Source organism: Aeromonas rivipollensis, from assembly GCF_037811135.1.
In the GTDB taxonomy this organism is placed as follows: domain Bacteria; phylum Pseudomonadota; class Gammaproteobacteria; order Enterobacterales; family Aeromonadaceae; genus Aeromonas; species Aeromonas rivipollensis.
The window spans coordinates 1,379,787-1,400,950 of record NZ_CP149130.1 but is presented as its reverse complement, the minus strand read 5'-3'; the positions used below and the strand labels follow the sequence as shown (position 1 = coordinate 1,400,950).

At 60.4% G+C, this 21,164-nt stretch carries 20 protein-coding genes; 5 read left to right on the top strand and 15 right to left on the bottom strand.

Translation table 11 applies throughout. The features are described from left to right. Positions 1-64: 64 nt before the first annotated feature. The 3 genes from WIR04_RS06450 to WIR04_RS06440 form a co-directional block, all read right to left on the bottom strand. Positions 65-631: a YSC84-related protein gene (locus WIR04_RS06450; RefSeq protein ID WP_338891349.1), complete on the bottom strand. Its 567-nt coding sequence runs from the start codon at positions 629-631 to the stop codon at positions 65-67. A 253-nt stretch (positions 632-884) separates the two neighbouring features. Continuing rightward, entirely contained in the window at positions 885-1,625 is a 741-nt protein-coding gene (locus tag WIR04_RS06445; RefSeq protein ID WP_338891347.1) for a dienelactone hydrolase family protein, read from the bottom strand. Between the two features lie 157 nt (positions 1,626-1,782). After that, positions 1,783-3,021 (bottom strand): uracil-xanthine permease family protein, encoded by a 1,239-nt coding sequence (locus WIR04_RS06440; protein WP_338891345.1) that lies wholly within the window; start codon positions 3,019-3,021, stop codon positions 1,783-1,785. Between the two features lie 296 nt (positions 3,022-3,317). Here WIR04_RS06440 and WIR04_RS06435 point away from each other — a divergent pair, with 296 nt between their 5' ends. Further along, positions 3,318-4,610, top strand: a complete 1,293-nt coding sequence (locus WIR04_RS06435; RefSeq protein WP_338891343.1) for a hypothetical protein — start codon at positions 3,318-3,320, stop codon at positions 4,608-4,610. A gap of 102 nt (positions 4,611-4,712) precedes the next feature. Here WIR04_RS06435 and WIR04_RS06430 read toward each other — a convergent pair whose 3' ends face one another. Continuing rightward, the gene (locus WIR04_RS06430; protein WP_338891341.1) at positions 4,713-6,422 is read right to left on the bottom strand and encodes an NAD-dependent malic enzyme; all 1,710 of its coding nucleotides are present in this window, start codon (positions 6,420-6,422) and stop codon (positions 4,713-4,715) included. A 268-nt stretch (positions 6,423-6,690) separates the two neighbouring features. On the opposite strand from WIR04_RS06430, the gene mobA reads away from it, so the two are divergent. From mobA to WIR04_RS06415, 3 genes are read left to right on the top strand one after another with little or no spacing between them, the layout of a single operon-like run. Further along, complete coding sequence (gene mobA / locus WIR04_RS06425) at positions 6,691-7,320, top strand: molybdenum cofactor guanylyltransferase MobA (protein WP_338891339.1); 630 nt, start codon at positions 6,691-6,693, stop codon at positions 7,318-7,320. Then, positions 7,317-8,072 carry a molybdopterin-guanine dinucleotide biosynthesis protein B gene (gene mobB, locus WIR04_RS20935; RefSeq protein WP_420883446.1) on the top strand — a complete coding sequence of 252 codons (756 nt, stop codon included), beginning with the start codon at positions 7,317-7,319 and terminating at the stop codon, positions 8,070-8,072. The genes mobA and mobB overlap by 4 nt, the downstream gene beginning before the upstream one ends. Positions 8,073-8,131: 59 nt before the next feature. Next, positions 8,132-9,208, top strand: a complete 1,077-nt coding sequence (locus WIR04_RS06415) for an FUSC family protein (RefSeq protein WP_338891337.1) — start codon at positions 8,132-8,134, stop codon at positions 9,206-9,208. A 73-nt stretch (positions 9,209-9,281) separates the two neighbouring features. Here WIR04_RS06415 and WIR04_RS06410 read toward each other — a convergent pair whose 3' ends face one another. The 9 genes from WIR04_RS06410 to WIR04_RS06370 all read right to left on the bottom strand — a co-directional run bounded on the left by WIR04_RS06410 (position 9,282) and on the right by WIR04_RS06370 (position 16,541). Next, positions 9,282-10,655 carry an HD-GYP domain-containing protein gene (locus tag WIR04_RS06410; protein ID WP_338891335.1) on the bottom strand — a complete coding sequence of 458 codons (1,374 nt, stop codon included), beginning with the start codon at positions 10,653-10,655 and terminating at the stop codon, positions 9,282-9,284. A gap of 87 nt (positions 10,656-10,742) precedes the next feature. Beyond that, positions 10,743-11,300, bottom strand: a complete 558-nt coding sequence (locus tag WIR04_RS06405; protein WP_111910250.1) for a DUF3332 domain-containing protein — start codon at positions 11,298-11,300, stop codon at positions 10,743-10,745. Positions 11,301-11,461: 161 nt separating this feature from the next. After that, positions 11,462-12,757, bottom strand: a complete 1,296-nt coding sequence (locus WIR04_RS06400; RefSeq protein ID WP_338891330.1) for a PAS domain-containing methyl-accepting chemotaxis protein — start codon at positions 12,755-12,757, stop codon at positions 11,462-11,464. Between the two features lie 192 nt (positions 12,758-12,949). After that, positions 12,950-13,414 carry a GNAT family N-acetyltransferase gene (locus WIR04_RS06395; RefSeq protein WP_338891328.1) on the bottom strand — a complete coding sequence of 155 codons (465 nt, stop codon included), beginning with the start codon at positions 13,412-13,414 and terminating at the stop codon, positions 12,950-12,952. Between the two features lie 62 nt (positions 13,415-13,476). After that, positions 13,477-13,932, bottom strand: coding sequence for a DoxX family protein (locus tag WIR04_RS06390; RefSeq protein ID WP_338891326.1), 456 nt, complete (start codon positions 13,930-13,932; stop codon positions 13,477-13,479). After that, positions 13,929-14,681 carry a DNA-binding domain-containing protein gene (locus tag WIR04_RS06385; RefSeq protein WP_338891324.1) on the bottom strand — a complete coding sequence of 251 codons (753 nt, stop codon included), beginning with the start codon at positions 14,679-14,681 and terminating at the stop codon, positions 13,929-13,931. Before WIR04_RS06385 ends, WIR04_RS06390 begins: the two co-directional genes overlap by 4 nt. Next, positions 14,674-15,516: a DUF692 domain-containing protein gene (locus WIR04_RS06380; RefSeq protein ID WP_338891322.1), complete on the bottom strand. Its 843-nt coding sequence runs from the start codon at positions 15,514-15,516 to the stop codon at positions 14,674-14,676. Before WIR04_RS06380 ends, WIR04_RS06385 begins: the two co-directional genes overlap by 8 nt. Before the next feature lie 61 nt (positions 15,517-15,577). Next, on the bottom strand, positions 15,578-15,841 hold the full coding sequence (locus WIR04_RS06375) for a DUF2282 domain-containing protein (RefSeq protein ID WP_025327732.1): 264 nt from the start codon (positions 15,839-15,841) through the stop codon (positions 15,578-15,580). A gap of 361 nt (positions 15,842-16,202) precedes the next feature. Continuing rightward, on the bottom strand, positions 16,203-16,541 hold the full coding sequence (locus tag WIR04_RS06370; protein ID WP_420883457.1) for a hypothetical protein: 339 nt from the start codon (positions 16,539-16,541) through the stop codon (positions 16,203-16,205). A gap of 560 nt (positions 16,542-17,101) precedes the next feature. Between WIR04_RS06370 and WIR04_RS06365 the strand changes: the two genes are divergently transcribed. Further along, a complete protein-coding gene (locus WIR04_RS06365; RefSeq protein ID WP_338891320.1) occupies positions 17,102-19,405 on the top strand; it encodes an SIR2 family protein in 2,304 nt (767 codons plus the stop codon). 323 nt (positions 19,406-19,728) lie between these two features. On the opposite strand, the gene WIR04_RS06360 is transcribed toward WIR04_RS06365, so the two are convergent. Both WIR04_RS06360 and WIR04_RS06355 read right to left on the bottom strand, forming a co-directional pair. After that, entirely contained in the window at positions 19,729-20,184 is a 456-nt protein-coding gene (locus WIR04_RS06360) for a GNAT family N-acetyltransferase (protein ID WP_025327734.1), read from the bottom strand. Between the two features lie 161 nt (positions 20,185-20,345). Continuing rightward, on the bottom strand, positions 20,346-20,909 hold the full coding sequence (locus WIR04_RS06355; protein WP_025327735.1) for a helix-turn-helix domain-containing protein: 564 nt from the start codon (positions 20,907-20,909) through the stop codon (positions 20,346-20,348). Positions 20,910-21,164 lie beyond the last annotated feature (255 nt).

Below are 21,164 nucleotides of genomic sequence, written 5' to 3'. Positions count from 1 at the left end.
CAAGGCCGCAGAAATGCACGCGGCGCTCTGATGAGCGCCGCGCAGTGACCCCTGGGTCTGGGCCTTATCTGGTGCCGTTGAGATCATCGTCCGGCCAGTATTTGTAGCCCTGCATGGTGGCCTGCACCGCCACGCCCTTCTCGGTAAGCTGGTACATCTTCACCTTCTGGAAGTCGGCATTGGCCGCCTCGCTGACCACCACCTTGCCATCGTCCGCCGACTTGGCGGCCAGATCCGCCTGGGCGCTGGCATCGAAACCTGTGGTGATGAATCTGTCCAGGGCGGCGGCATCGTTGAAGATGATCACGGCCTGGAATTTCTTGATCCCCATGCCGATCCCCATGCCAGCGGTCGCCATCTTCATGTAGGTGTCGCGACCGGTGCGGTTGTCACGGAGCACCCCATAGCCACTGCCGGCGCTCAGTACCAGCAGGTTGTTGTTCACATTGGTGAAGACGGCATAACCCTTGGATCTTGCCACCTCCTGTCTGGTGCCTGCATCCTGCCCATACAGGGTGGAGAGGGTCTGCTGGCGCATCTGTTGAATGTGGCTGCGTTGCTCGGCGGGGGTATCTCCCTTGGCACAACCAACCAGCAGCAGAACGGCCAGAATATGAGTCCATAGACGCATGTCATTACTCCTTCGTGTCTCATGTGCGGGGGCTGAGGGGGCCTCCCGATCCAGAATCGGGTCAGAGGCCATCACAGTGACCCGTTATCAGCGTTCACCGTCCGGTGTCCCGGGGGGACTGGCCAGATACAAGTACCTCATCGAGTCAGTATAAACAGCGTCACTGAACTTCTGCTGACCCGGCCGGCAAGCCGTGGGGCCCCGCCATAGGGGCTATCGATGGCATGATCCCGCTGCGCCACCTGAGGCTGCCCTACCCCTTGGTCACCTCGCCGAGAAACTCGGTGAAGCGCCGCCAGGACTTGGCATCGGCATCGGCGCGGTAGTTGTCCGAGCCAAAGACGCTGAAGGCATGGGGGGCGCCGCTGTAGCTGGTCGCCTCATGCCTGATGCCGGCACTCTCCAGCTCGGTGATGAGGGCCGCGAACTGGCCCAGCGACACCGCCTGATCCGCGCTGCCATGCTGGATCAGCAGGCTGGCCCTGGTCTGCTCGTAGTTCTGACCGGCCGGGGTCTCCAGCCCCCCGTGGACGCTGACGATCCCCTTGAGATCCGCACCGCTGCGGGCCAGCTCCAGCACGGCGGCGCCGCCGAAGCAGTAACCCATCGCCACCGCATTGTCGAGCCGGCCGCCCTGCCTGCCCGCCTCGGCGAGCCCTGCCTGCAACAGCTTGCGCATCCTGGTCCTGTCCTGATAAAGCGCCCCGGTGAGCTTCTTCCTCTCTTCCACGGCGGTCGGTCTGATTCCTGCCCCGAACAAGTCCACCGCGAACACGCTGTAACCGAGCGCCACCAGCATCTCGGCCCGCTTGACCTCGTAATCCGTCAGCCCGTCCCAGTCGTGAACCAGCACCACCAGGGGTGCCTGCTTGTCGGCGGCAGCCAGGTAATATCCCTCGAAGGGCTGACCGTCGACCTGGTAGCGCACCGCACCGGCCTGGGCCGCGCCCCCCCAGATGAGCCCAACCAGGGCCAGGATCCATCTCGTCTTCATGTTCGTCTCCTTGACTGTGAACAACGCCACTGATTGTAGTCGCCAGGCCGAGCCCCGATGGATCCAGGCTCTCGCGGCGGGAGGCCACAAAAGCAGGAGACCACCCAAGGGTGGCCTCCTGTCATCGCTCTGGCTGACGGCTCGTCACTCAGTCCGCTCAGTCCTTGGCCGACGCCATGACACCCTCTTCGGAGTGCTGGGGCAGGATGAGGTTGAGCAGGATCGCGGCCACCGAGGCCAGGCCGACACCGGCCAGGGCGAAGTCACCGATCTTCATCTCCAGGGCACCGACACCCACTGTCAGGGTCACGGCGACGATGGCGATGTTGCGGGACAGACCCAGATCCACCTTGGATTCCACCAGGGTCTTGAGACCGATGGCGGCGATGGATCCGAACAGCAGCAGCATGATGCCGCCCATCACCGGCATGGGGATGGAGGTGAGCAGGGCGTTGAACTTGCCGAAGAAGGCCAGAATGATGGCAAACACGGCGGCCCAGGTCATGGTGACCGGGTTGAAGTTGCGGGTGATCATCACGGCGCCTGTCACTTCCGCATAGGTGGTGACGGGAGGGCCACCGATGAAACCGGCGAAGCAGACGCCGATGCCGTCACCGGCCAGGGTGCGGTGCAGGCCAGGATCCTTGGTGTAGTCCTTGCCGGTCACACCGCCGATGGCCAGCACGCCGCCGATGTGTTCGATGCAGGGGGCGATGGCCACCGGCAGCATGAACAGCGCCGCGGCCCAGTTGATCTCCGGGGTCTCGAAGTGGGGCAGCGCCAGCCAGGGGGCGTTGACCATGCCATCGAAACTCACCTGACCCATCAGCACGGCGGCCACATAACCGGCGATGACGCCGGAGAGGATGGGGATGAGCTTGATCCAGCCCTTGCAGAACACGGCCGCGATCAGGGTCACCGCCAGGGAGATCCCCGCCAGGGTCAGCGCTGTGGCAGGCGCCACCACCTGCTCGGCCCCGGCACGGCCCATGGCCATGTTGCAGGCCACCTGGGCCACCGACAGGCCGATCACCATGATCACCGGGCCAATCACCACAGGGGGCAGCAGCTTGTGCACGAAACCCATGCCACGCACGCGAATGAGGGCCGCCAGGATGAAGTACATGAAACCGGCGGCAAACAGACCGAACATGGTGGAGGGCAGGCCCCAGGTCTGGGTGGCATAGATGATGGGGGCGATGAAGGCGAAGCTGGAGCCGAGGAAGATCGGCACCTGGCGACGGGTGCAGAGCTGGAACAGCAGGGTGCCTACACCGGCGCCAAGCAGTGCCATGGAGGGGTTCAATCCGGTGAGCAGGGGCACCAGAACCATGGCACCAAAGGCAACAAACAGAATTTGCAGCCCGGCGACGCTTTGCTTGACCAAGGAAAACATGGGTATCCTTAATTTTTTGATAACTGACAGGGATAATTGACACTTTTCAGTCATCACAAGACTTTTTCAAGGCATGAGATGCGCCATTCGGCGTCATTCGTTACCTTTTACTGCTTGGGGAGGGCATGAAACTGGCTTTTTAGGCGGGATTCGTTGCTACAAGCATCGAGTATGCGATTTTACGCACTTTTGTAGCCGACGCCAATCGTTTTTCTGGCGAGATAGCATGGCAAGGGTTTCAGCGGGGTGCTCCTCTATACTTGACTGCGTGAATCCAGCCAGACAAGGAGCTACCCATGTCACTGCCCTCGTTCAAACCCAGCCAGCGCCGACTGCTGGTGGGATCGGCCATCGCCCTGGCCCTGTTTGCCACCCCCTTCAGCTATGACTTCGACCACCATCAATGGCAGCCGAACCAGGCCCATGCCAAGTCCTGCTTCGTCGCCGGCACCCGCATCCAGATGGCCGATGGCAGCGAGCGCCCCATCGAAACGCTGCAGGCCGGTGAACAGGTGCGGGATCAACATGGCCAGATCAACCGGATCCTGGCGGTCGAGCGCGTCATCCTGGGCAACCGGAGACTTTACGGGCTCAATCATCTGCCCCCCTTCTTTACCGCCGAGCACCCCTTCTTGAGCACCCGCGGCTGGGTGGCCATCTCGCCCGCCATGACCCGCGCCGAGCAACCCACCCTGGCGGTGCAGCCGCTCTTTACCGGCATGCGCATCCTGTGCGGACCGGCAGCGGTCGCGCTCACTGGCAACCTGGCGCTGGCGGCCCAGCCCGCCGAGCTGCTGGTCGAGTCTCTCTACTGGGTCGACAGCCCGCCCACCACGGCGCTGTTCAACCTCATTCTGGACGGCAGCCACAGCTATATCGCCAACTCGCTGATCGTTCACAACAAAGGGGGGGACGGCGGCAACAGTGGCAGCGGGGGTGGCAATAGTGGCGGAGGCGGCAATAGTGGCGGTGGAGGCGGCGGCAACAGTGCCAGCGGGGGCGGCAATAGCGGTGGAGGTGGCAGCAACAGTGGCAGCGGAGGCGGCGGCCACAGTGGCGGGGACAATAGTAGCCATTCTGGAAACAATAGCGGCGGTGGCGGCAATAGTAGCCACAGTGGAAACAATGGGGGTGACGACAGTGGTCACGGCGGCGATGACCATGGCCAGGGTGAGCATGCCGGCGGCGATCGCCACGGCGGTGGCGACAGGCATGCCGGCGGGGAGCGTCATGCCGGTGGCCGGGTGGATGACAGTGGTGTCGATGCCAACGGCAACAAGTTGAGAGGTGACGGCAGCATCGATGACAACGGCGTGGATGCCGTCGATGCCAACGGCAACAAGCTAAGAGGTGATGGCAGCATCGATGACAACGGCGTGGACGCCGTAGACGCCAATGGCAACAAGCTCAGGGGCGATGGCAGTGTGGACGACAACGGCGTGGACGCCGTCGACGCCAACGGCAACAAGCTAAGAGGTGACGGCAGCGTCGATGACAACGGCAGGGACGCCGTCGACGCCAATGGCAACAAGCTCAGGGGTGACGGCAGCGTCGATGACAGCCTGCTGCCACCGCCCACTCAGCCTTGAGTGGTGGCGGCCCGCGCCGGCGTGGCTGGGTCAACAAGAAGAGGGTGGCCAGGGCCACCCTCTTTCATTTTATCCGCGCGGGCATCAGGCCCGGCGCGCTCCTCAGACCCTGCGGTAGGGCAGATATACAGGCTCCCACATGTGGCTCAGGATGTGCTGCTGCAGATCCTGGCCGATCAGCGGGTGGGAGGGATCCCGGCGCACTATGTCCTTGAGCACGGCGGTCGCCACGTGCACCGAGATGCTGCGCAGCTCGCTGATCCGCGGGTAGACGGTGCCCCGGGCCAGATCCGCCTCATCCACGCACTCCGCCAGCGCGAAGGCGGCGGTGGTGAAGATCTCCGGACTTATCTCGCGGATCTGGCTGACAATGGCGGCCAGCCCCACCCCCGGGAAGATGAAGACGTTGTTGCCCTGCCCGATCCGGAACGTCTGGCCCTCATGGTGCACATCCTTGAACGGGCTGCCGGTCGCGACTATGGCGCGGCCCTGGCTCCAGCGGAAGATGTCCTCCGGCAGCGCCTCGCAGTTGGCGGTGGGGTTGGAGAGGGGGAACACCATGGGGTGCTCGCAGTGGGCCAGCATCAGCTGGATGTGCTCCTCCTGGAAGGCGCCACCGGCGCCGCTGGTGCCGAGCAGCACGCTGATGGGCACGTGGCGCAGCACCTCGGTCAGCCCCGCCTTGCCCTGCAGATCCCACTGGGCCAGCAGCAGGCCCGGCTTGGCGTAGCGGCGCTTGTATTCATCCAGCCCCTCGCGGTTGTCGCACACCAGCCCCTGGGTATCCAGGATGTAGATGCGATCCCGCGCCGCCTGCGGGTCCAGCCCTTCGCGGATCATCCCCGCGCAGATCTGATCCGCCACCCCGACCCCGCCAGCCCCGGCCCCATAGACCAGGTAGTGCTGCTGGCCCAGGGTCTCGCCCTTGGACTTGACCGCCCCTATGATGCCCGCCAGCACCACGGCCCCGGTGCCCTGGATGTCGTCGTTGAACGAAGGCAGCGTCTGCTGGTAGCGGGAGAGGTTGTTGAAGGCGTTGGACTTGCTGAAGTCCTCCCACTGCAAGACGGCGTTGGGGAAGTGGCGTTTGACCCCGGCCACGAACTTGTCGATGAAGTCGTCATACTCCTTGCCGCGAATACGCTTGTGGGGCTGACCCAGGTACATGGGATCGTCCAGCAGCGCCTGGTTGTCGGTGCCCACGTCCAGCGCTATGGGCAGACAACAGGCGGGGTGGATGCCGGCCCCCAGGGTATAGAGGGAGAGCTTGCCGATGGGGATACCCATGCCCCCCACCCCCTGATCCCCGATGCCGAGGATCCCCTGGCTGTCGGTGACGACGATGATGCGCACCGCCTTGGCGTCCATGTGGCGGGCGAGGGAGCCCATGTCATCGACGTTCTTCGGGGTTATGTAGAGACCGCGCGGCTTCTGGAAGCGGTGGCTGAACTCCTGACAGGCCTTGCCCACGGTCGGGGTATAGATGTAGGGGGTCATCTCCTCCACGTGGCGCGACAGCAGGGCGTAGAACAGGGTCTCGTTGCGATCCTGCAGGGCCCGCAGGTTCTGGTACTTCTCGATGTCGCTGCAGGCGCTCAAGAAACCCTGATAGACCCGCTCCAGCTGGGCTTCGAAGGTCTGCACCTGGGGCGGCAAGAGGCCGTCGAGCTCGAAGTCGGCCCGCTCCTGTTCGGTGAAGGCGGTGCCCTTGTTGAGATTGCGATCGTTGAGCAGATCGGTGCCTGTCAGTGCAACGGGGCGAAAGTCCTCTCCCTGTGCGTCTTTCCACAGCAGATATTGTCCGGTAGCCATAGTCATTCTCTTTGATTTACATGAAGTTGCCATTAGGCAGGAGAGCAAGACTCAGATTGCAGGGGATCATATGACGTTTGGGGATTCGGTTTTGTGAGCTTGGGCATACCCTGCGGCCAAAGCCCCCTCTCCTGCCGGGCTCATGGCCGCCGGGCTTGCCCCGGCGGGGCGCTTGGCGCAAGATCGGCAGACATTCGATGCCGCCAGCGCCCTTGCTAGAGCAGAGGCTGAACAGGCGGCATGTCACCTCACAGACCCCTGGAGCCCCATGAGCCGCAGCGATCTCCCCTTCCCCGTCACCGCCGTGATCCTGGCCGGTGGCCGTGCCACCCGCATGGGGGGCGACGACAAGGGCTGGGTGCCCCTGGCGGGCAAGCCCCTGATAGTCCACGTGCTCGAGCGCCTGCGCCCCCAGGTGGACGAGGTGCTGATCAACGCCAACCGCAGCGAGGAGCGCTACCGGGCGCTGGCCCCCGTCATCGGCGACACGCAGGCCGACTTTCAGGGGCCGCTGGCGGGCATGCAGGCTGGCCTTGCCGCCGCCCGCCACGACTGGGTGCTGTTCGTGCCCTGTGACGGCCCCGCCCTGCCACGGGATCTGATGGCCCGCTTTCGCGCCGCCATGACGCCGCAGAGCGAGCTGCTGGTGGCCCACGACGGCCAGCACCTGCAACCCGTGGTCGCCCTGCTCCATCGCGCCCTGCTGCCCTCCCTGCAACTGGCTCTGGCAGAGGGAGAGCGCAAGACGGGGGCCTGGTTTGCCCGCCACCGGATGACGGTGGTGCCCTTTGCCGATGCGCCTGATGCCTTCGTCAATCTCAACAGCCCGGCCGAGCTCGCCGCCTACGAGGCGAGCCTGTCACATCCGGAGCCGCTGGCGGGGGGCCTGCGACCATGAGCGCCCCAGGATCCCTGCTCGGCTTCGTCGCCTGGAGCGGCACCGGCAAGACCACCCTGCTGGAGCGCCTCATCCCCCTGCTCGGCCAGCGCGGCCTGCGGCTCGGGGTGCTCAAGCATACCCATCACCACTTCGACATGGACAAGCCGGGCAAGGACAGCCATCGCCTGCGCCAGGCCGGTGCCCGCCAGGTGATGGCGGCCTCCTCCCTGCGCCACGCCCTGATCTGCGAAACCCCGGAGCAAGAGCCCTCCCTGGAGGCGCTGCTGGCCCGCTTCGACTGGGAGCGGCTCGATCTGCTGCTGGTCGAGGGGTTCAAGCATCACCATTTTCCCAAGATAGAGCTCCATCGCCGCGCCCTCGGAAGGCCCCTGCTGTTCCAAGGCGACCCGGACATAGTGGCGCTCATCAGCGATGAGCCCGAGGCAACGACCCTGCCCCAGTTTCGTTTCGAGGCCCTGGACGCCATCGCCGACTTCATCTGCGCCCGGCTGCCCCGGGATGCAAGCAACCAGCCCCCTTTATCGCCGCCGCTGCGCCTGTTCGCCCTGGCCCTGGAGGCCATGCCCAATCCGGCGGGGGAGGCTTGCCTGCCCGGCCACCTCAGCCAGGATGCCAGCGGCTGCTTGCAGGTGCGCCCGGCAAGTGCTTTCATGCCCTCTGCCCTGCCCTTGGCCAACTGCGTGATCGAATGCCCTGCCCGATCGGCCATCATCCCAGGTGAGCGGGTCCGGATCCGCCTCTTGCCCTGATGGGGAGCGTCGGCTGGCACGGCAACACGAGAAGATCAACCTGACATGAGACGACTCCCTTGCGCCTGAACACGCCGCTCTCCCGCTTCGATCTGCTGATCTATGGTCGCTACCGCCTGGTCCACGGCCTGCGCATCGCCCTGGCCTTCACCCTCACCTTCCTGCTGACCCGGGAGCTCAAGCTGCCGGAGAGCACCTGGCCCCTCATCACGCTAGTGGTGGTGATGGGCCCCATCTCGTTCTGGGGCAATGTGCTCTCCCGGGCGCTGCAACGGGTGGTCGGCACCATCTTCGGCGCCGCCTGCGGGGTGGTGGCCCTCTATCTGGAGCTCTACTCCCTGCCGCTGATGCTGGTCTGGTGCTGCGCCATCATGTTCCTGTGCGGCTACCTGGCGCTCGGCAAGCGCCCCTATGTGGGGCTGCTCATCGGCATCACCCTGGGGGTCATAGTCGGCGGGGTGCCGGGAGACATAGAGACGGCGCTCTGGCGCAGCGGCGACGTGATCCTGGGTTCCATGCTGGCCCTGCTGTTTTGCAGCATCTACCCCCAGCGGGCCTACACCCACTGGCGGCTGCAGATGCACGACAGCCTGCAGCAGGCCGGGCGTCTCTATCACACCCACCTCTCCCCCAATATCCTGGAGCGCCCCAGGCTGGCCCAAAGCCACGCCCGCCTGCTCACCAAGATAGTCAGCCTGCGCCCCCTGCTGGCGCCCGCCGTCAAGGAGACCCGCCTCAACAGCGCCCTGTTCGAGGCCGTCCAGACCACGATGCGCAACACCTTCTGCACCCTGGAGATGCTGGCCAACACCTACTGGCGCGATCGCCAGAGCCACTTCCTGATGCAGAGCCACCCCGGGTTGCGCGCCTGCCAGCAGGCCACCGAGGCGGTGATCATCCAGCTCGCCCTCATGCTCAAGAGCGGCGACAGCAGCGCCGCCGAGCAGGCCATCGCCAGATTGCAGGCGGCGGCCGCCGAGGTGCAGGCCGAGGTGCGTCCGGGGGCCGATGACGAGGCCACCATCAGCGGCTACCTCTGGCTCAACCTGCAGCTCACCGAGCAGATTGCCCACCTCCACCGCCTGCTGGGGCTGGTGATGAACCCGCCCCGCAGCCAGGGCAACAAGCCGGGCTAACAAAACGCCCCGCAATGCGGGGCGTTCCTGTCTTTGGTCTCCGGCTACCCGGGCCATGACGACGCCAGCGGCCTTAACCGGCCTGCGCCAGGGGCTGCTCGGGGCTGAGGTAGAGGGAGAAGTCCCGGATCCCCGCCTGAAGGGCGGCGAAACAGTCGGGATCGATGGCGCTGCCCAGATGCTCGGCCATCATCTCCAGCGCCTGGGGCACGGGGATGGCGTCGCGATAGGGGCGCTTGGCGGTGATGGCGTCGAAGATGTCGGCGGTGGTGATGATGCGTGTCTCGAGAGCAATCTCTGCGCCGCTTAGCCCCCTTGGATAGCCCTTGCCATCGAGCCGTTCATGATGGGCCCCGGCCACCTGGGCCAGCTCCCTGAACGCCCCTATGCGGCCCAGGATCTCCTCGGTATAGGCGGCATGCATCTGCACCGCGGCCCACTCCTGCGCATCTAGCTTGCCCGGCTTGTCGAGGATGGCGTTGCTCACCCCGAGCTTGCCCACGTCGTGGAGCAGGGCACCCCGCTTGAGCCAGCGTCGTCTCGATTCAGACAGCCCCATCTGGGCGGCAAGAATGTCAGTATAGAGCGCCACCCTGCCGCTGTGGCCGGCGGTATAGGGGCTCTTGGAGTCCACCACCTGGCCGAAGGCCGCAGCTATCTCGTCCAGATAATCCTCATCGAGCGCCACCTCCCCCTGCCCGGCCGAGTGGTCGAAGACCCACTCGGTCAGCCTGGGGTCCACCAGCCCCTGCCAGAAATCCTCGTCCGCCAGCGCTTCAAACTCGCCGACCAGGGCGGGATCAAACCAGCTGCCGCTGCGCTCGCGAAGCTCCCTCTGCGCCGCATCCGGACCTGCGGCGGCATGGAACACATCCACCACCTGACAGAGCAGGGCGATGCGGGAGAAGAGGGGGATAGCCTCCCCCGCCAGTTGCAGCGGTCGCCCCTTGCCATTCCAGTGTTCATCGAGGGAGAGGATGCCGTTGGCCACCTCGTCACTGAAGCGCAATTGGCGAGCGATGTCCGCCCCCCGGTGACAGCGGGTCTGGATCAGCTCGTTGGCTATCTGATCGCCGTTGCGAAAGATGTGGAACAGGCTGCGAAAACGACCGAGCAGATCCGCCTGCAAGCCGGTGTGACCCAGCACGAAGTTGACCACCTCGGAGAGGGAGCCATCCACCAGCTTGAAGTCGCGCTTGAAGTGAAGATCGTCGGTGAGATAGAGCTCGCAGATGCGGGCGGCATTGCTGCTGCACCCCAGATCTTTAAGCAGAAGGGTGTAATAGAGGTCATGGCGCTGCCGGGCATCCAGTCCCAGCCGCTCCCCCAGGCGGGCACCTATCCAGCAACAGCGGATGCAGTGCCCCCGTGGTTGACCCTCAGTCATGTCCAGGGCATGGCTGAGGGAACCAATCAATTCAGCCAACCGCAATCCGGTCACCGTCATAGCCTACTCCCTTAGACATAATGGCGATCTTGCCAGCCGCTTGTTTATACCCTTTTCAGAGAAAAAAAGATCAGCTTTCTGAAGAGGTTAAACCGCCACCTTGCCCGCGTTTGCCTTCTCGTCCAGCTGCTTGCGGGTCAGGGTCGAGACCAGCTTGTCATCCAGGTAGATGTCCAGCAGCTCGCCGCGCATCTCCCCGCGCATCATGTCGCGATGACCGTCGATGTAGTGGATCTCCATCTGGGCCGTGCGCTCGTCCGGGTAGCTCACCTTCACCTCGCGCACCCCTTGCGGCAGCATGGCGAGCGGCACCTTGTTGAGGGCCGGATCCAGATGCTGGTTGACCTTGATCACCGCATCGGCCTTGTGATCCACCAGGGCCGGCGACTTGCCGGTGATGGGGTTCTTGCCCGACCAGAATTCGATGGTGTTGAACACGAACAGATCCGCCGTCGCCGCCAGGCCATAGACGGGGGAGAGCAGCACGAAGACACCGGCACGGCCGTAGCGATTGTCCACCACGCTGAGGTTGCCCTTGGTCACCATGGAGGAGAGCCCCATCTGCCCCATGCAACCGCTGAGCCCCATGCTCGCCACCGTCCCCAGCAGCAGGGCCAGTGCCCTGCCTTTGTGTCGTACTGCCATTGTTTTCTACCCGCTCAATGAAAAATGAGGCGGCAGCCTAAACAAGGCGGCGGATCGCCACAATTCACAAGGCCGGGGTCATACAGCCAGGGTTCAGCTTGGGGGCTCGTTCGCTCACTCTTTTGGCGATCCTGACAGAGAGTGTCGCCAGAGAAGGGGGTTCAGATGGAGAGTGCCGAGACCGTCTGCGAGACCCGGCTCGCCTCCTGGTGGATGTCGCTCATCAGCTTGTCCACCTCGGCTATCTGCTGTTTGCCGAGTTCGGCGCTGCCCGCCACCCCGGCCATGTCGTCGGTCACCCTGGCGGTCAGCTCGCGGTTCTTCTGCACCACCTTGGCAATCTCGGCGGTGGAAAGAGAGGTGCGGGCCGCCAGCTGGCGTACCTCGTCGGCCACCACGGCGAAGCCCCGTCCCTGCTCCCCCGCCCGCGCCGCCTCTATGGCCGCATTGAGGGCCAGCAGGTTGGTCTGATCGGCGATGCCGCTGATGGTCGAGACGATGGCCTCTATGCTCCTGGACTGCTCGTTGAGCTGACCGATGAGGGCGATGGCCTGATCCACCTGGGTGGCGATGAGGGAAGAGGTATCGACCACGGCACGCAGCCGCTCGGCCCCGGCCTCGGCGCTGCTCAAGGTCTCCTGCGCCGTGCTGTGGGCGAGGCGGGCCGCTTCCCGGGTGGCGTGGTTCTGCTCGATGCGGGCCGTGATGTCGCTGGCGAACTTGACGACCTTCACCACCTTGCCGTTCTGGTCACGGATAGGGTTGTAGGTGGCCTCCAGCCAGACGGCCTCCCCCCGGCTGTTGTGGCGCATGAAGAGGCCGGACTTGAACTGGCCACGGGCCAGCTCCTCCCAGAATTTGGGCTGCTCGCGCAGGAAGGCCTCGTCGCAGAAGATCCTGTGATGCTTGCCCGCAATCTCGTTCAGGCGATAACCCATGGCGTCGAGGAAGTTGGCGTTGGCGCTGATGATCTCGCCGCTCGGGGTGAATTCTATCATGGCCCGGGAGCGGTCCAGCGCCTGGGAGAGCGCCTCCAGGTGTTGTAGCCGCTGATGCCGGGCCGTCACGTCGCTGGCCAGCGTCACCACCCGGGTCACCCTGCCCTGGCTCTTCACCGGGACATAGCTCGCCTCCAGCCAGCGGGTCTCGCCCTTCTGATTAACGCGCTCGAAGGTGCCAGACTGGGGCTGCCCCTGCCGCAGGCGGCTCCAGAACTGCTGATAGTCGGTGGAGCCGGTCCAGCTCTCGGGGCAGAGCAGGCGATGGTGACGCCCAAGCAGCTCGTTCGCGCCATATCCCATCAGGCTCAGGAAGGGGTCGCTGACCTCCAGGATCTCCCCGTCCGGGCTGAAGATGATGGTCGCGGCACCGCCCTTGATCCCCTGGGCGAAGCCCTGCTCTTCATCGAGCCGGGCCTGACAGGCCTGCAACTGCGCCTTGAGTTTGTGATTGAACATAAGACTCCTACCTCGTTGACGATCCGGATCGGCACCACAGCCTCCCCCACTGACTGTATCGGCCCCGCAAGTCCCAATATGAGTGGTCAGATGACCTTGGGGCATGGGGGGCGCGCAGTGTATAGAAAAGCGACTAGGCCGCCAAGGGTTGCCAGTACGTAACAGCATCTGCCGAGGATCACTGCGGCTAGTTCAGGGGGCGGGACACCACTCCAGGCAGGCCGGATTGGAAACAAAACCGAGTCGCTCGTAGAGCGGACGCCCCTGCTCGCTGGCGTGCAGCCACAGCTTGCCCAGTCGCTGTTCCCGGGCATGGGCCGCCATGGCATCGAGCAGGGCGCTCGCCATGCCCCGCTTGCGCCAGGCTGGCAAGGTATACATGTTGAGCAGATAGGCCTCGCGCCCCGCCAGGTTGCCCGGATAGGGTGGCCGCACGAAGAGAGCCAGGGTACCGCACGCCACCGCTTCTCCCTCGACCTCCACCAGCCAGGAGCGGGCGCTGCCATCCGCCTGTGCCGTGCTGAAATAGGATTGGGTCGCCTGCCACAGCGCATCGCTCGCCTGCGGGTCATCGAGCTCCCCCAGTTCACCAAACAGCGCCATGCGAAGGCGCACCAGGGCGGGAATATCGGCGGCCAGGGCCTCGCGAACCATCATCTTTTTCTCCTCGGGTAGCATGACAAGAAGGAGCCCGCAGGCCCCTTCATCTGACAGCCACGTTAATGGCCGCTGCGTCCCCTGGCAAGGTGCCAGTGATCCAATGACAGGGGGCCTGCGCCCCACACCGCCAGGGTCAGCAGCATCCAGCCCCACAGCTGGTGATCGTGAAAGCCCCCCGCCCACAGGGTGGGATAGGAGATGACCGCCATGGCGTTGAAGCCAAACAGCAGCAAGGCGACCGGGCGGGTGAAGAGTCCCGCCAGCAGGAAGAGCGGCAGCAGCAGCTCGGTCGCGGTGCCCACGTAGGCCGCCCACTGCCAGGGCAGCAGGGGCACCTGGTACTCGAACTCGAACAGGTAGAGGGTGGAGTCCCAGGCCGTGAACTTGAGCCAGCCGGATCGCAGGAAGACGGCGGCGACCCAGAGTCTGGCCAGCAGCAGCAGGGCGCCGCTGCACCAGGGCAGGATACGCTCGGCAAAGAGGCCAAGCGGCTTGGAGAGAGTCTGTGTTGTCATGGGGCAAGCTCCAGATCGACCAGCAGATCGAGGGTGATGAGGGGGGCAAGGTGCTCGGCCATGGCCGGATCCTGTGCCAGCAGGCTGGCCAGCGACCTGCCCTGCTGGCAGCCCTGCAGCAGGCGCCAGGGGGTTGCATCCAGAGGGATGGGTTCGACCCTGTGGCCGGGGCGTTTTTTAAGGGCCAGCCAGCAGGGGGCATCCAGCTCGCTGACCGTCTCCCCGCCGTGCAGGGCCATCTGCCAGAGCGCCAGCACAGGATGACGGCTCTCGAGGAGCAGCAGATCGCAGGCGGGGTGCAGCACCAGCCGATCCCACTGGGCAGGGGCAAGGGCGGCGAGCCGCTCGGCAGGCCAGCGCCTGGACTCGGGCGCCAGCAGGGAGGCACGCTCCAGCAGCCACTCGAAGCGGGCCAGCTCCCCGAGCCAGGGCAGGGCTTGGGTGGTCGGCAGGCGGGTGAGCCAGTCGCCAAAGCCTTCCCCATAGTGCATGACGCTCCCCTCCTCCAGGGGCTCGGCCAACACGAATCCCCGGGCCGCGGCGGCGAAGAACGCCTCCCCCACCATGGCCGCGACGGCGGGATAGCTGCTGGCGAGCACCTCGGTGAGGCCGAGGATGACGTTGTTGCGATAGATCTGCAGCACGGCGTCGGGGGCAAAGCGCCCAGGCTGGATCTGCGCCAGTATGGCGTCATCCTGGCCGAGCAGACCGCTGGCAAAGGCGTTCTGAAGGGAAGCAAGCTCAGACATGGGCGGGCTCCTCGGATGTTCGCTGCGCCGCGCTCAGGATCTCGCTGGCAAGTTGCGCCTCCCCCAGCAGCACAGGCAGCGGGGGTATCTCCAGATCCCACTCGATCAGGGTGGGGATGGCGCGCTGCTGGCACAGCTGCCGATAGAGCGCCCACACAGGGGGCGCCACCGGGGTGCTGTGGGTGTCGATATAGAGGTGCCCCTGGGGCAACGCCTTGTCGGTAAAACCGGCCAGGTGGATCTCCCCGACCGTCTCCAGATCGATGGCGGCCAGGTAGTCGGCGCAATCCAAGCCGTGATTGACGCTGCTGACATGGAGGTTGTTGAGATCGAGCAAGATGCCGCAGCCGCTGCGCCGCGCCAGCTCGGCCAGAAACGCCGCTTCGCCCATCTCCCCGGGCAGTTGCAGATAGGAAGAGGGGTTTTCGATGAGCAGTTGCCGGCCCAGGGCCTGCTGCACCCTGTCTACCTTGTCGCTCATGTGCGAGAGGGCTTCTCGGGTGTAGGGCATGGGCAGCAGATCGTTGAAATAGCGCCCGTCTATGCTGCCCCAACTCAGGTGCTCCGAGACCCGCACCGGCGCTATGGTCGCCACCAGGGCCGCCAACTGGCGCAGGTGCGCAGGGTCGAGCGAGTCGGCGGAGCCCAGCGACATGCCGACCCCGTGCAGGCTGATTGGGTAGTGCCCAGCCAGCTCGGCCAGCACCTCAAAGCCTTTACTGTGACGCTCGAAGTAGTTTTCGCTGTGCACCTCGAGCCAGCCTACCCCGGGCAGGGTCTGGCGGATCTCGTCGTAGTGGGGGGGGCGTAAACCTATACCGATCAAGGGGTTCATGGCAGGGCTCTCTCAAAAGAAGGGGCCATGATGTGGCGGGCGCCACACCATGGCACTGGGCTTACTTGGGTTGCAGCGACCCGCCCGCCAGTTTCTCGCACAGGCCCTTGGGCATCACCACGAAGGCATCGCCCTGGGCATCCATCTTGGCGGTACCGGCGCAGGAGCCGCCCTTGGTGGCGCAATCGTTCTTGCCCGCCTTGACCACGCCGTAGCACTTCTCCTTGTCGTCCGCCGCCATGACTGGCGCGGCGATGAACTGGGCACCCAGGGCCAGCAGACCCGTCATGGCAGAGGCGATGGCAGTACTCTTTTTCACGTTCATATCCCTATTCCTTGTTGTCTAGAGTGGTGTCTCCGGCGCATCTCATCCGGTTACGTCCAATAGAACCGGCCCAGGGGAGAAAAGATTTCCCAAAAATTGAAAAAACCTGAAACAAAGCCAACAAAACACCAGTAAGTAGTTGTTTTTTTAATGGATATATATTTAATCAAAAAAGAGGCGGATCGGCGCGGCTATCCCTCACCAAGGGGCCTTGCACCGCCCATGCCGAGGGCGCCGGGATAACGTCCATCTTGCTTGGGCACCACAGACCGGCATCACAACAAGAGAGGGGCCCATGGCCCCTCTCTATCCCTTAGGCGAGCCCCTTCCCAAGGTGCTCGCTCACCCCTGGCCCCAGGGCTCAGGTGGTCTTGACACACTTTTGCACGAAGCTGTTCTTGGCCGCCCCGGCGAGCTTCTTGTCGGCGGCCGCCTTCTCGCACTGAGCCGTCTTGTCGGCGGCTGCATCCGTCTTCACGCACTTCTGGATAAAGCTGTTCTTGGCAGCCCCCGCCAGCTTCTTGTCGGCGGCCGCCTTCTCACACTGGCTCGCCTTGGTGCTGGCCGAGGCATCCTTGACGCACTTGCCGACGAAGCTGGTCTTGGCGGCGCCCGCCAGCTTCTTCGCCGCCGCCTGGGCCTCGCACTCTTGCTGCGCGCCAGAGGTTGCGCCCTGGGCCACCCCCATTCCCATGCCCATGACCGTCACACACAGACTCAACACCATCAGGATCCGCTTCATATGACCAACTCCCATCGTTCTATCCATTGTGGTTAGCCCCCACTCACGCGGGCCAAACGAGGCACTCTCGCCTCGCTGCACTATAGTTCCCCCGCCCCGTGACAACAAAATGCCCTTCCTTGCCGACAACCCCCTCCCTGCCCCCGCTCCGGCCACCCGGCGCCTTCGCTTCAATTGTTGAGCTGGCGCAAAAAACGCAGATCTTCCTGATAGTTGCGTCACTTTCTGACTGGTTTGCATATGAGGCTTGAGGATATGCTGGTCATTCGGCGTCTATAGAACCATCCGGACCCCGTCCGCTGGTTGTTGATGGAGCGCATTGGAAGCTGTAATCCAGGGGCGGTAGCGTGGGCTTTAAAAAACATTCCTCTCTTAAGCGAAAATTTAATCGATTAGAAAATATAACTTTCACCGATTTATTTATGGAAACCAAGATGGTTTTTTAAACATCCAATTCGATACAATATAAAAAGCATATTAGTTTAAATGTTCATATTATTATATATATTGAGGTGATGATGAAAGTTGAAAGCCAAAGTACTTTTGAACGTAGCCTTAGAGAAGGCATCAATATCTTCACCGGTGCTGGTTTTTCAGTCCTAGCACAAGATAACCATGGTCGAAATCTTCCTATAGGAGATGAATTCAGAATTGAGCTGCTAGAATTATTCCCTAGTGCCCCAAAAGCATTACAATTACCTCAATTATGTACTTTCTTATCTAGATCTAAAAAAGACGAACTCGAAAGCTATATAAAAAAGAGATTCAACATAGGAAGTTTTAACGAAAAATATAATAACTTAGAATTGATTAACCCTAAGTTTATATTTACTACTAATGTCGATAATTTACTAGAATGTATTTTTGCAGACAGCAAGAAAAAATATGTAAATGATGCGAAATTAAATGGCGTGAGTATTAATGATAAAACCGCAGTTGATTATATTCATCTACATGGTTGTGTGACTAACAATGAATCACCTCTAATTTTCGGAGATCTTGATATAGCCAGTGCGTTTTATAATGACCCCAATAGGTGGAATTATTTCAGAAGTCTCATGAATAGATATCCTACACTATTTTGGGGGTACTCATTAAAGGATGCAGGTACCCTCCAAGTCTTCCATGATGCAATAAATGACAGCAGTATTAAAAACGCATGGATCATTGTACATCCAGTGCATACATCAAATGACGACATAGAATATTATAGATCTCTCAACCTAAAAATAATAACTGCTGATACAGAAGAATTTCTAGATTATTTAGGAGGCGTAAATCCTGCCCCTGATAAAATAGACATCAAATATAATAACCCACTACCTGAGTACGCAGTGCCAAGCCACTCAGAGATAAAGCACCGTGCTATACAAGATTTTTACCAAGGTGCAACACCCACTTGGAGTGACATCTATTCACCTAGAGTAACAAAACTCGCTTTTTACAACACAATAGAAGAATATCTCAATCAGGGTAAAAACATCCTTATAACAGGAGGCCCTGCGACAGGTAAAACGACACTTTTAATGCAATTGGCTGCATTTCACGATTTCAATGGCGTCAAGCTTTTCATTTCTAATTTGTCCGTAGAAAAAGCAAAATACATCGCATCTAACTTATCCGACATCCCCAGTTTGTTATTTTTTGACAATTTATCGACATCAATAGAAGCTCTCGATTTTCTTGCAAAAAAGAAAAATATTCAACTTGTTATCGCTGAGAGGGATTATGCTTACCTTTCAGCATCTCGCGCCAATTTCTTGAGAAAAGGAATCAATGTTATTGATATAACATCATTAAGTGATCAAGATGCTCAAGCGATAACAAATGGAATACCTATAGATTTAAAAAAGAAATATGCATACAAGAAAAAAGATGGTGACTCTCTATTTGAACTTATTGAGAAAAGTTGTAGAACCCCATCTATAAAAGAGCGCTTTAACAATGTAATCTCTGAACTGAGGAATAAAGATGACAATCTTGTACAGTTATTTCTATTGGCATGCTATTTACATACATGCCGAAGTGTAACATCTATGGATATACTATATAGTTACTTCAATCGAGGTTATAATCAATACAATGAAATTTATGACCTTGTGAATATACTAAGTAGTAGTTTGTCTGAATATGTTGGTGAGCTTTCAGATGATAATCAAGATTACTTTGCGATTAGGTCTAACTTACTGGCAGATCACATATCAAGTATCGCACCAACAAAAGACTTAGCAAAGATGCTAACCAACTTCCATAACAACGTCCCCCGTTTTTGTGTACCAAACTTTGACGCCTTTAAAAGAAAGGCATATGACGCCAGACTATTTGAAAGGGCATTTCCAATATATGAGGACGGGGAGAAAATATACGACACAATTTATCGTAAGCACAACTCACCTTTTAATTTACAACAAAAAGCACTCTACTTAAGTCGTAGAGGAGAGCACGATCTAGCATTCAAAGTTATCGATGATGCAATATCATCCAGCGGTCAAAAAAACTGGTCTATAAAAAATTCATACGCAATTATAAAATTTAGAGCAAATATAGACAGACCAAACTCAAGCGATGTGAGGAAAGCATTGGATGAAAGTATGAATGCTCTAGAACAATGTCATACTGCTGATATCAGAAAAGCTTTCCATGCAATGTCTTATGCGGACCATGCATTGCAGTTTTGGAATAAATACCGAGACTCTGTTGCAATTGAATATCTCGAGAAGTCTAAGGAATGGTTAAATGAAGAAATTGATGAAGATAATCGAATTAGTAACGTTACCAGACTACTCAAACTAGTCAACCAAGTCCTATTATCAGAAAAATAACACTAATCTAATATTGTACAGTTCTAGTTATCACCTGACACCGGCCTCAAGCCGGTGTCTTACTAACCCTACTTTAGAGCACACGTCATTCGGTATCAAATTCCACCAGAAAGTTAGGGCCCCACCTTTCTGAGCCAGCCATTATTGTCTAGCTTTATCTGTCATCACACACTGCGCCTCCAATAACCCGATAAATGTCGTGCACACAAGCGACGTTTATCGGTGGGCAGCGTGTTCAGATGTAGCAATTTCAAAAGGTGGGTGTCCAAATTCCCCCTAAATATACCCTCTTCTATTTGCCCACCAGGAAGCCGTAATACGACTCACAATGCTTTGGTCATAAACCGGCTATGGGGATCCTCACGGTAATGACCAAAGGGGCCGCACTCCTCAAACCCGAAGGCGTGATAGAGGCGATGAGCCGGTGCAAAGAAGGGCTGGCTGCCCGTCTCCAGGCTAAGGCGGGTCAGACCGCGCAGATGGGCCTCTTCGAGCACATGAGCCAGCAGTTGACGGGCAATGCCACGGCGGCGGTAGCGGGTGGCGGTGCGCATCGATTTGATCTCACCATGTCCCGCCTCCAGCCGTTTCAGGGCTACACAACCGGCCGCCTCTTCCCCATCCCACAACGTCCAGAAACTGACATCGGATGCGCGCAGCGCCGCACCATCAAGGGCGTGCTTGCTCTCGGGAGGGGAGATGGCGCGCATATCGCTCAAGTGCTCTTCCAGTAGTGCCATCACGCGCGGGTCGGTCACATCATCCAGTCTGATTTGCATCCCTTATCTCCTCTCTCTGCTTGCCCTTGTTTCGTGCCGGACCTTGCAACGCGCCGCTCTCGGCGCTTATGGGTGCTCGGCACATTGTCTTTCCCAGATATAGCCAGCACCTGGGTTCATCCCTGCTGCGCGCCCTCTTTGGCTAGTGCCACGCGCCGCCTTTAGTAGGTACAGCGTACCAGGGCGACCAGATAGCGGGCGGTCGTGCTGCCCGGATTCATAAAGCGGGTGCCCCCCTCAATGCTCATGCAGAGGCAATCGCCGGCGCGAAGCTGCCACTGCCCCTCGGACGATTCAATCTGCATCTCGCCATCGAGCAGCCAGATCTGCTGGTGCCAGTGGGTCGGCAGCGGCTGAGGTGCATACTGCACGCTCTGCCCGGCGGGAAAACACACCTCCACCATCTGTAGCGGCGCCTGAGACAATGCCGTCAGATGGCGGCGCTGATAACCGGATTGCGGATCGGTCCAGACCGGCTGCTCTTCAACACGGCTACAGGGCGAGACCGACTCCTCGGGCTCACGGGTAAAGAGCGAGGCGAGCGGCACGCCTAGCGCGGTGGCCAGTTTATCGAGCACCACTGCGGTCGGGCTGCTCTGACCGCGCTCGATATTGGAGATATTGGAACGACTCACCCCGGAGCGCTCGGCCAGTTGCTCCAGCGACCAGCCTTGTTGTTCGCGCAGCCCGTGCAGGCGCGCCGCCAGCATCTGTTGAAAATCCATGTTAAATCCAAAATAAAGGAAGCAAATCCAAAATACTGGATTTTCATCTTAAGTCGAGCCCTTTTTAAACTGAGCGCCTGTGCTCCAGTCCACCACCAGCCACCTGTCGATGAGCCTAGCTCCCCGCTTCACGGCTCTTGCAGCATAAAAAAGCCTCCTCTGTGACCAAAGAAGGTGCTATCGGCTGACCCTTTGCAACTTACCCGAGCAAAACACGCTCGGCTCGGCGAAATCTGCCACCAGATGGTGGGGCAG

Bases quoted from the DNA above. Each gene is read 5' to 3' on its own strand.
- WIR04_RS06450 (WP_338891349.1), bottom strand. From the start codon at position 631: ATGCGTCTATGGACTCATATTCTGGCCGTTCTGCTGCTGGTTGGTTGT.
- WIR04_RS06445 (WP_338891347.1), bottom strand. From the start codon at position 1,625: ATGAAGACGAGATGGATCCTGGCCCTGGTTGGGCTCATCTGGGGGGGC.
- WIR04_RS06440 (WP_338891345.1), bottom strand. From the start codon at position 3,021: ATGTTTTCCTTGGTCAAGCAAAGCGTCGCCGGGCTGCAAATTCTGTTT.
- WIR04_RS06435 (WP_338891343.1), top strand. From the start codon at position 3,318: ATGTCACTGCCCTCGTTCAAACCCAGCCAGCGCCGACTGCTGGTGGGA.
- WIR04_RS06430 (WP_338891341.1), bottom strand. From the start codon at position 6,422: ATGGCTACCGGACAATATCTGCTGTGGAAAGACGCACAGGGAGAGGAC.
- mobA (WP_338891339.1), top strand. From the start codon at position 6,691: ATGAGCCGCAGCGATCTCCCCTTCCCCGTCACCGCCGTGATCCTGGCC.
- mobB (WP_420883446.1), top strand. From the start codon at position 7,317: ATGAGCGCCCCAGGATCCCTGCTCGGCTTCGTCGCCTGGAGCGGCACC.
- WIR04_RS06410 (WP_338891335.1), bottom strand. From the start codon at position 10,655: ATGACGGTGACCGGATTGCGGTTGGCTGAATTGATTGGTTCCCTCAGC.
- WIR04_RS06405 (WP_111910250.1), bottom strand. From the start codon at position 11,300: ATGGCAGTACGACACAAAGGCAGGGCACTGGCCCTGCTGCTGGGGACG.
- WIR04_RS06400 (WP_338891330.1), bottom strand. From the start codon at position 12,757: ATGTTCAATCACAAACTCAAGGCGCAGTTGCAGGCCTGTCAGGCCCGG.
- WIR04_RS06395 (WP_338891328.1), bottom strand. From the start codon at position 13,414: ATGATGGTTCGCGAGGCCCTGGCCGCCGATATTCCCGCCCTGGTGCGC.
- WIR04_RS06390 (WP_338891326.1), bottom strand. From the start codon at position 13,932: ATGACAACACAGACTCTCTCCAAGCCGCTTGGCCTCTTTGCCGAGCGT.
- WIR04_RS06385 (WP_338891324.1), bottom strand. From the start codon at position 14,681: ATGTCTGAGCTTGCTTCCCTTCAGAACGCCTTTGCCAGCGGTCTGCTC.
- WIR04_RS06380 (WP_338891322.1), bottom strand. From the start codon at position 15,516: ATGAACCCCTTGATCGGTATAGGTTTACGCCCCCCCCACTACGACGAG.
- WIR04_RS06375 (WP_025327732.1), bottom strand. From the start codon at position 15,841: ATGAACGTGAAAAAGAGTACTGCCATCGCCTCTGCCATGACGGGTCTG.
- WIR04_RS06370 (WP_420883457.1), bottom strand. From the start codon at position 16,541: ATGGGCATGGGAATGGGGGTGGCCCAGGGCGCAACCTCTGGCGCGCAG.
- WIR04_RS06365 (WP_338891320.1), top strand. From the start codon at position 17,102: ATGAAAGTTGAAAGCCAAAGTACTTTTGAACGTAGCCTTAGAGAAGGC.
- WIR04_RS06360 (WP_025327734.1), bottom strand. From the start codon at position 20,184: ATGCAAATCAGACTGGATGATGTGACCGACCCGCGCGTGATGGCACTA.
- WIR04_RS06355 (WP_025327735.1), bottom strand. From the start codon at position 20,909: ATGGATTTTCAACAGATGCTGGCGGCGCGCCTGCACGGGCTGCGCGAA.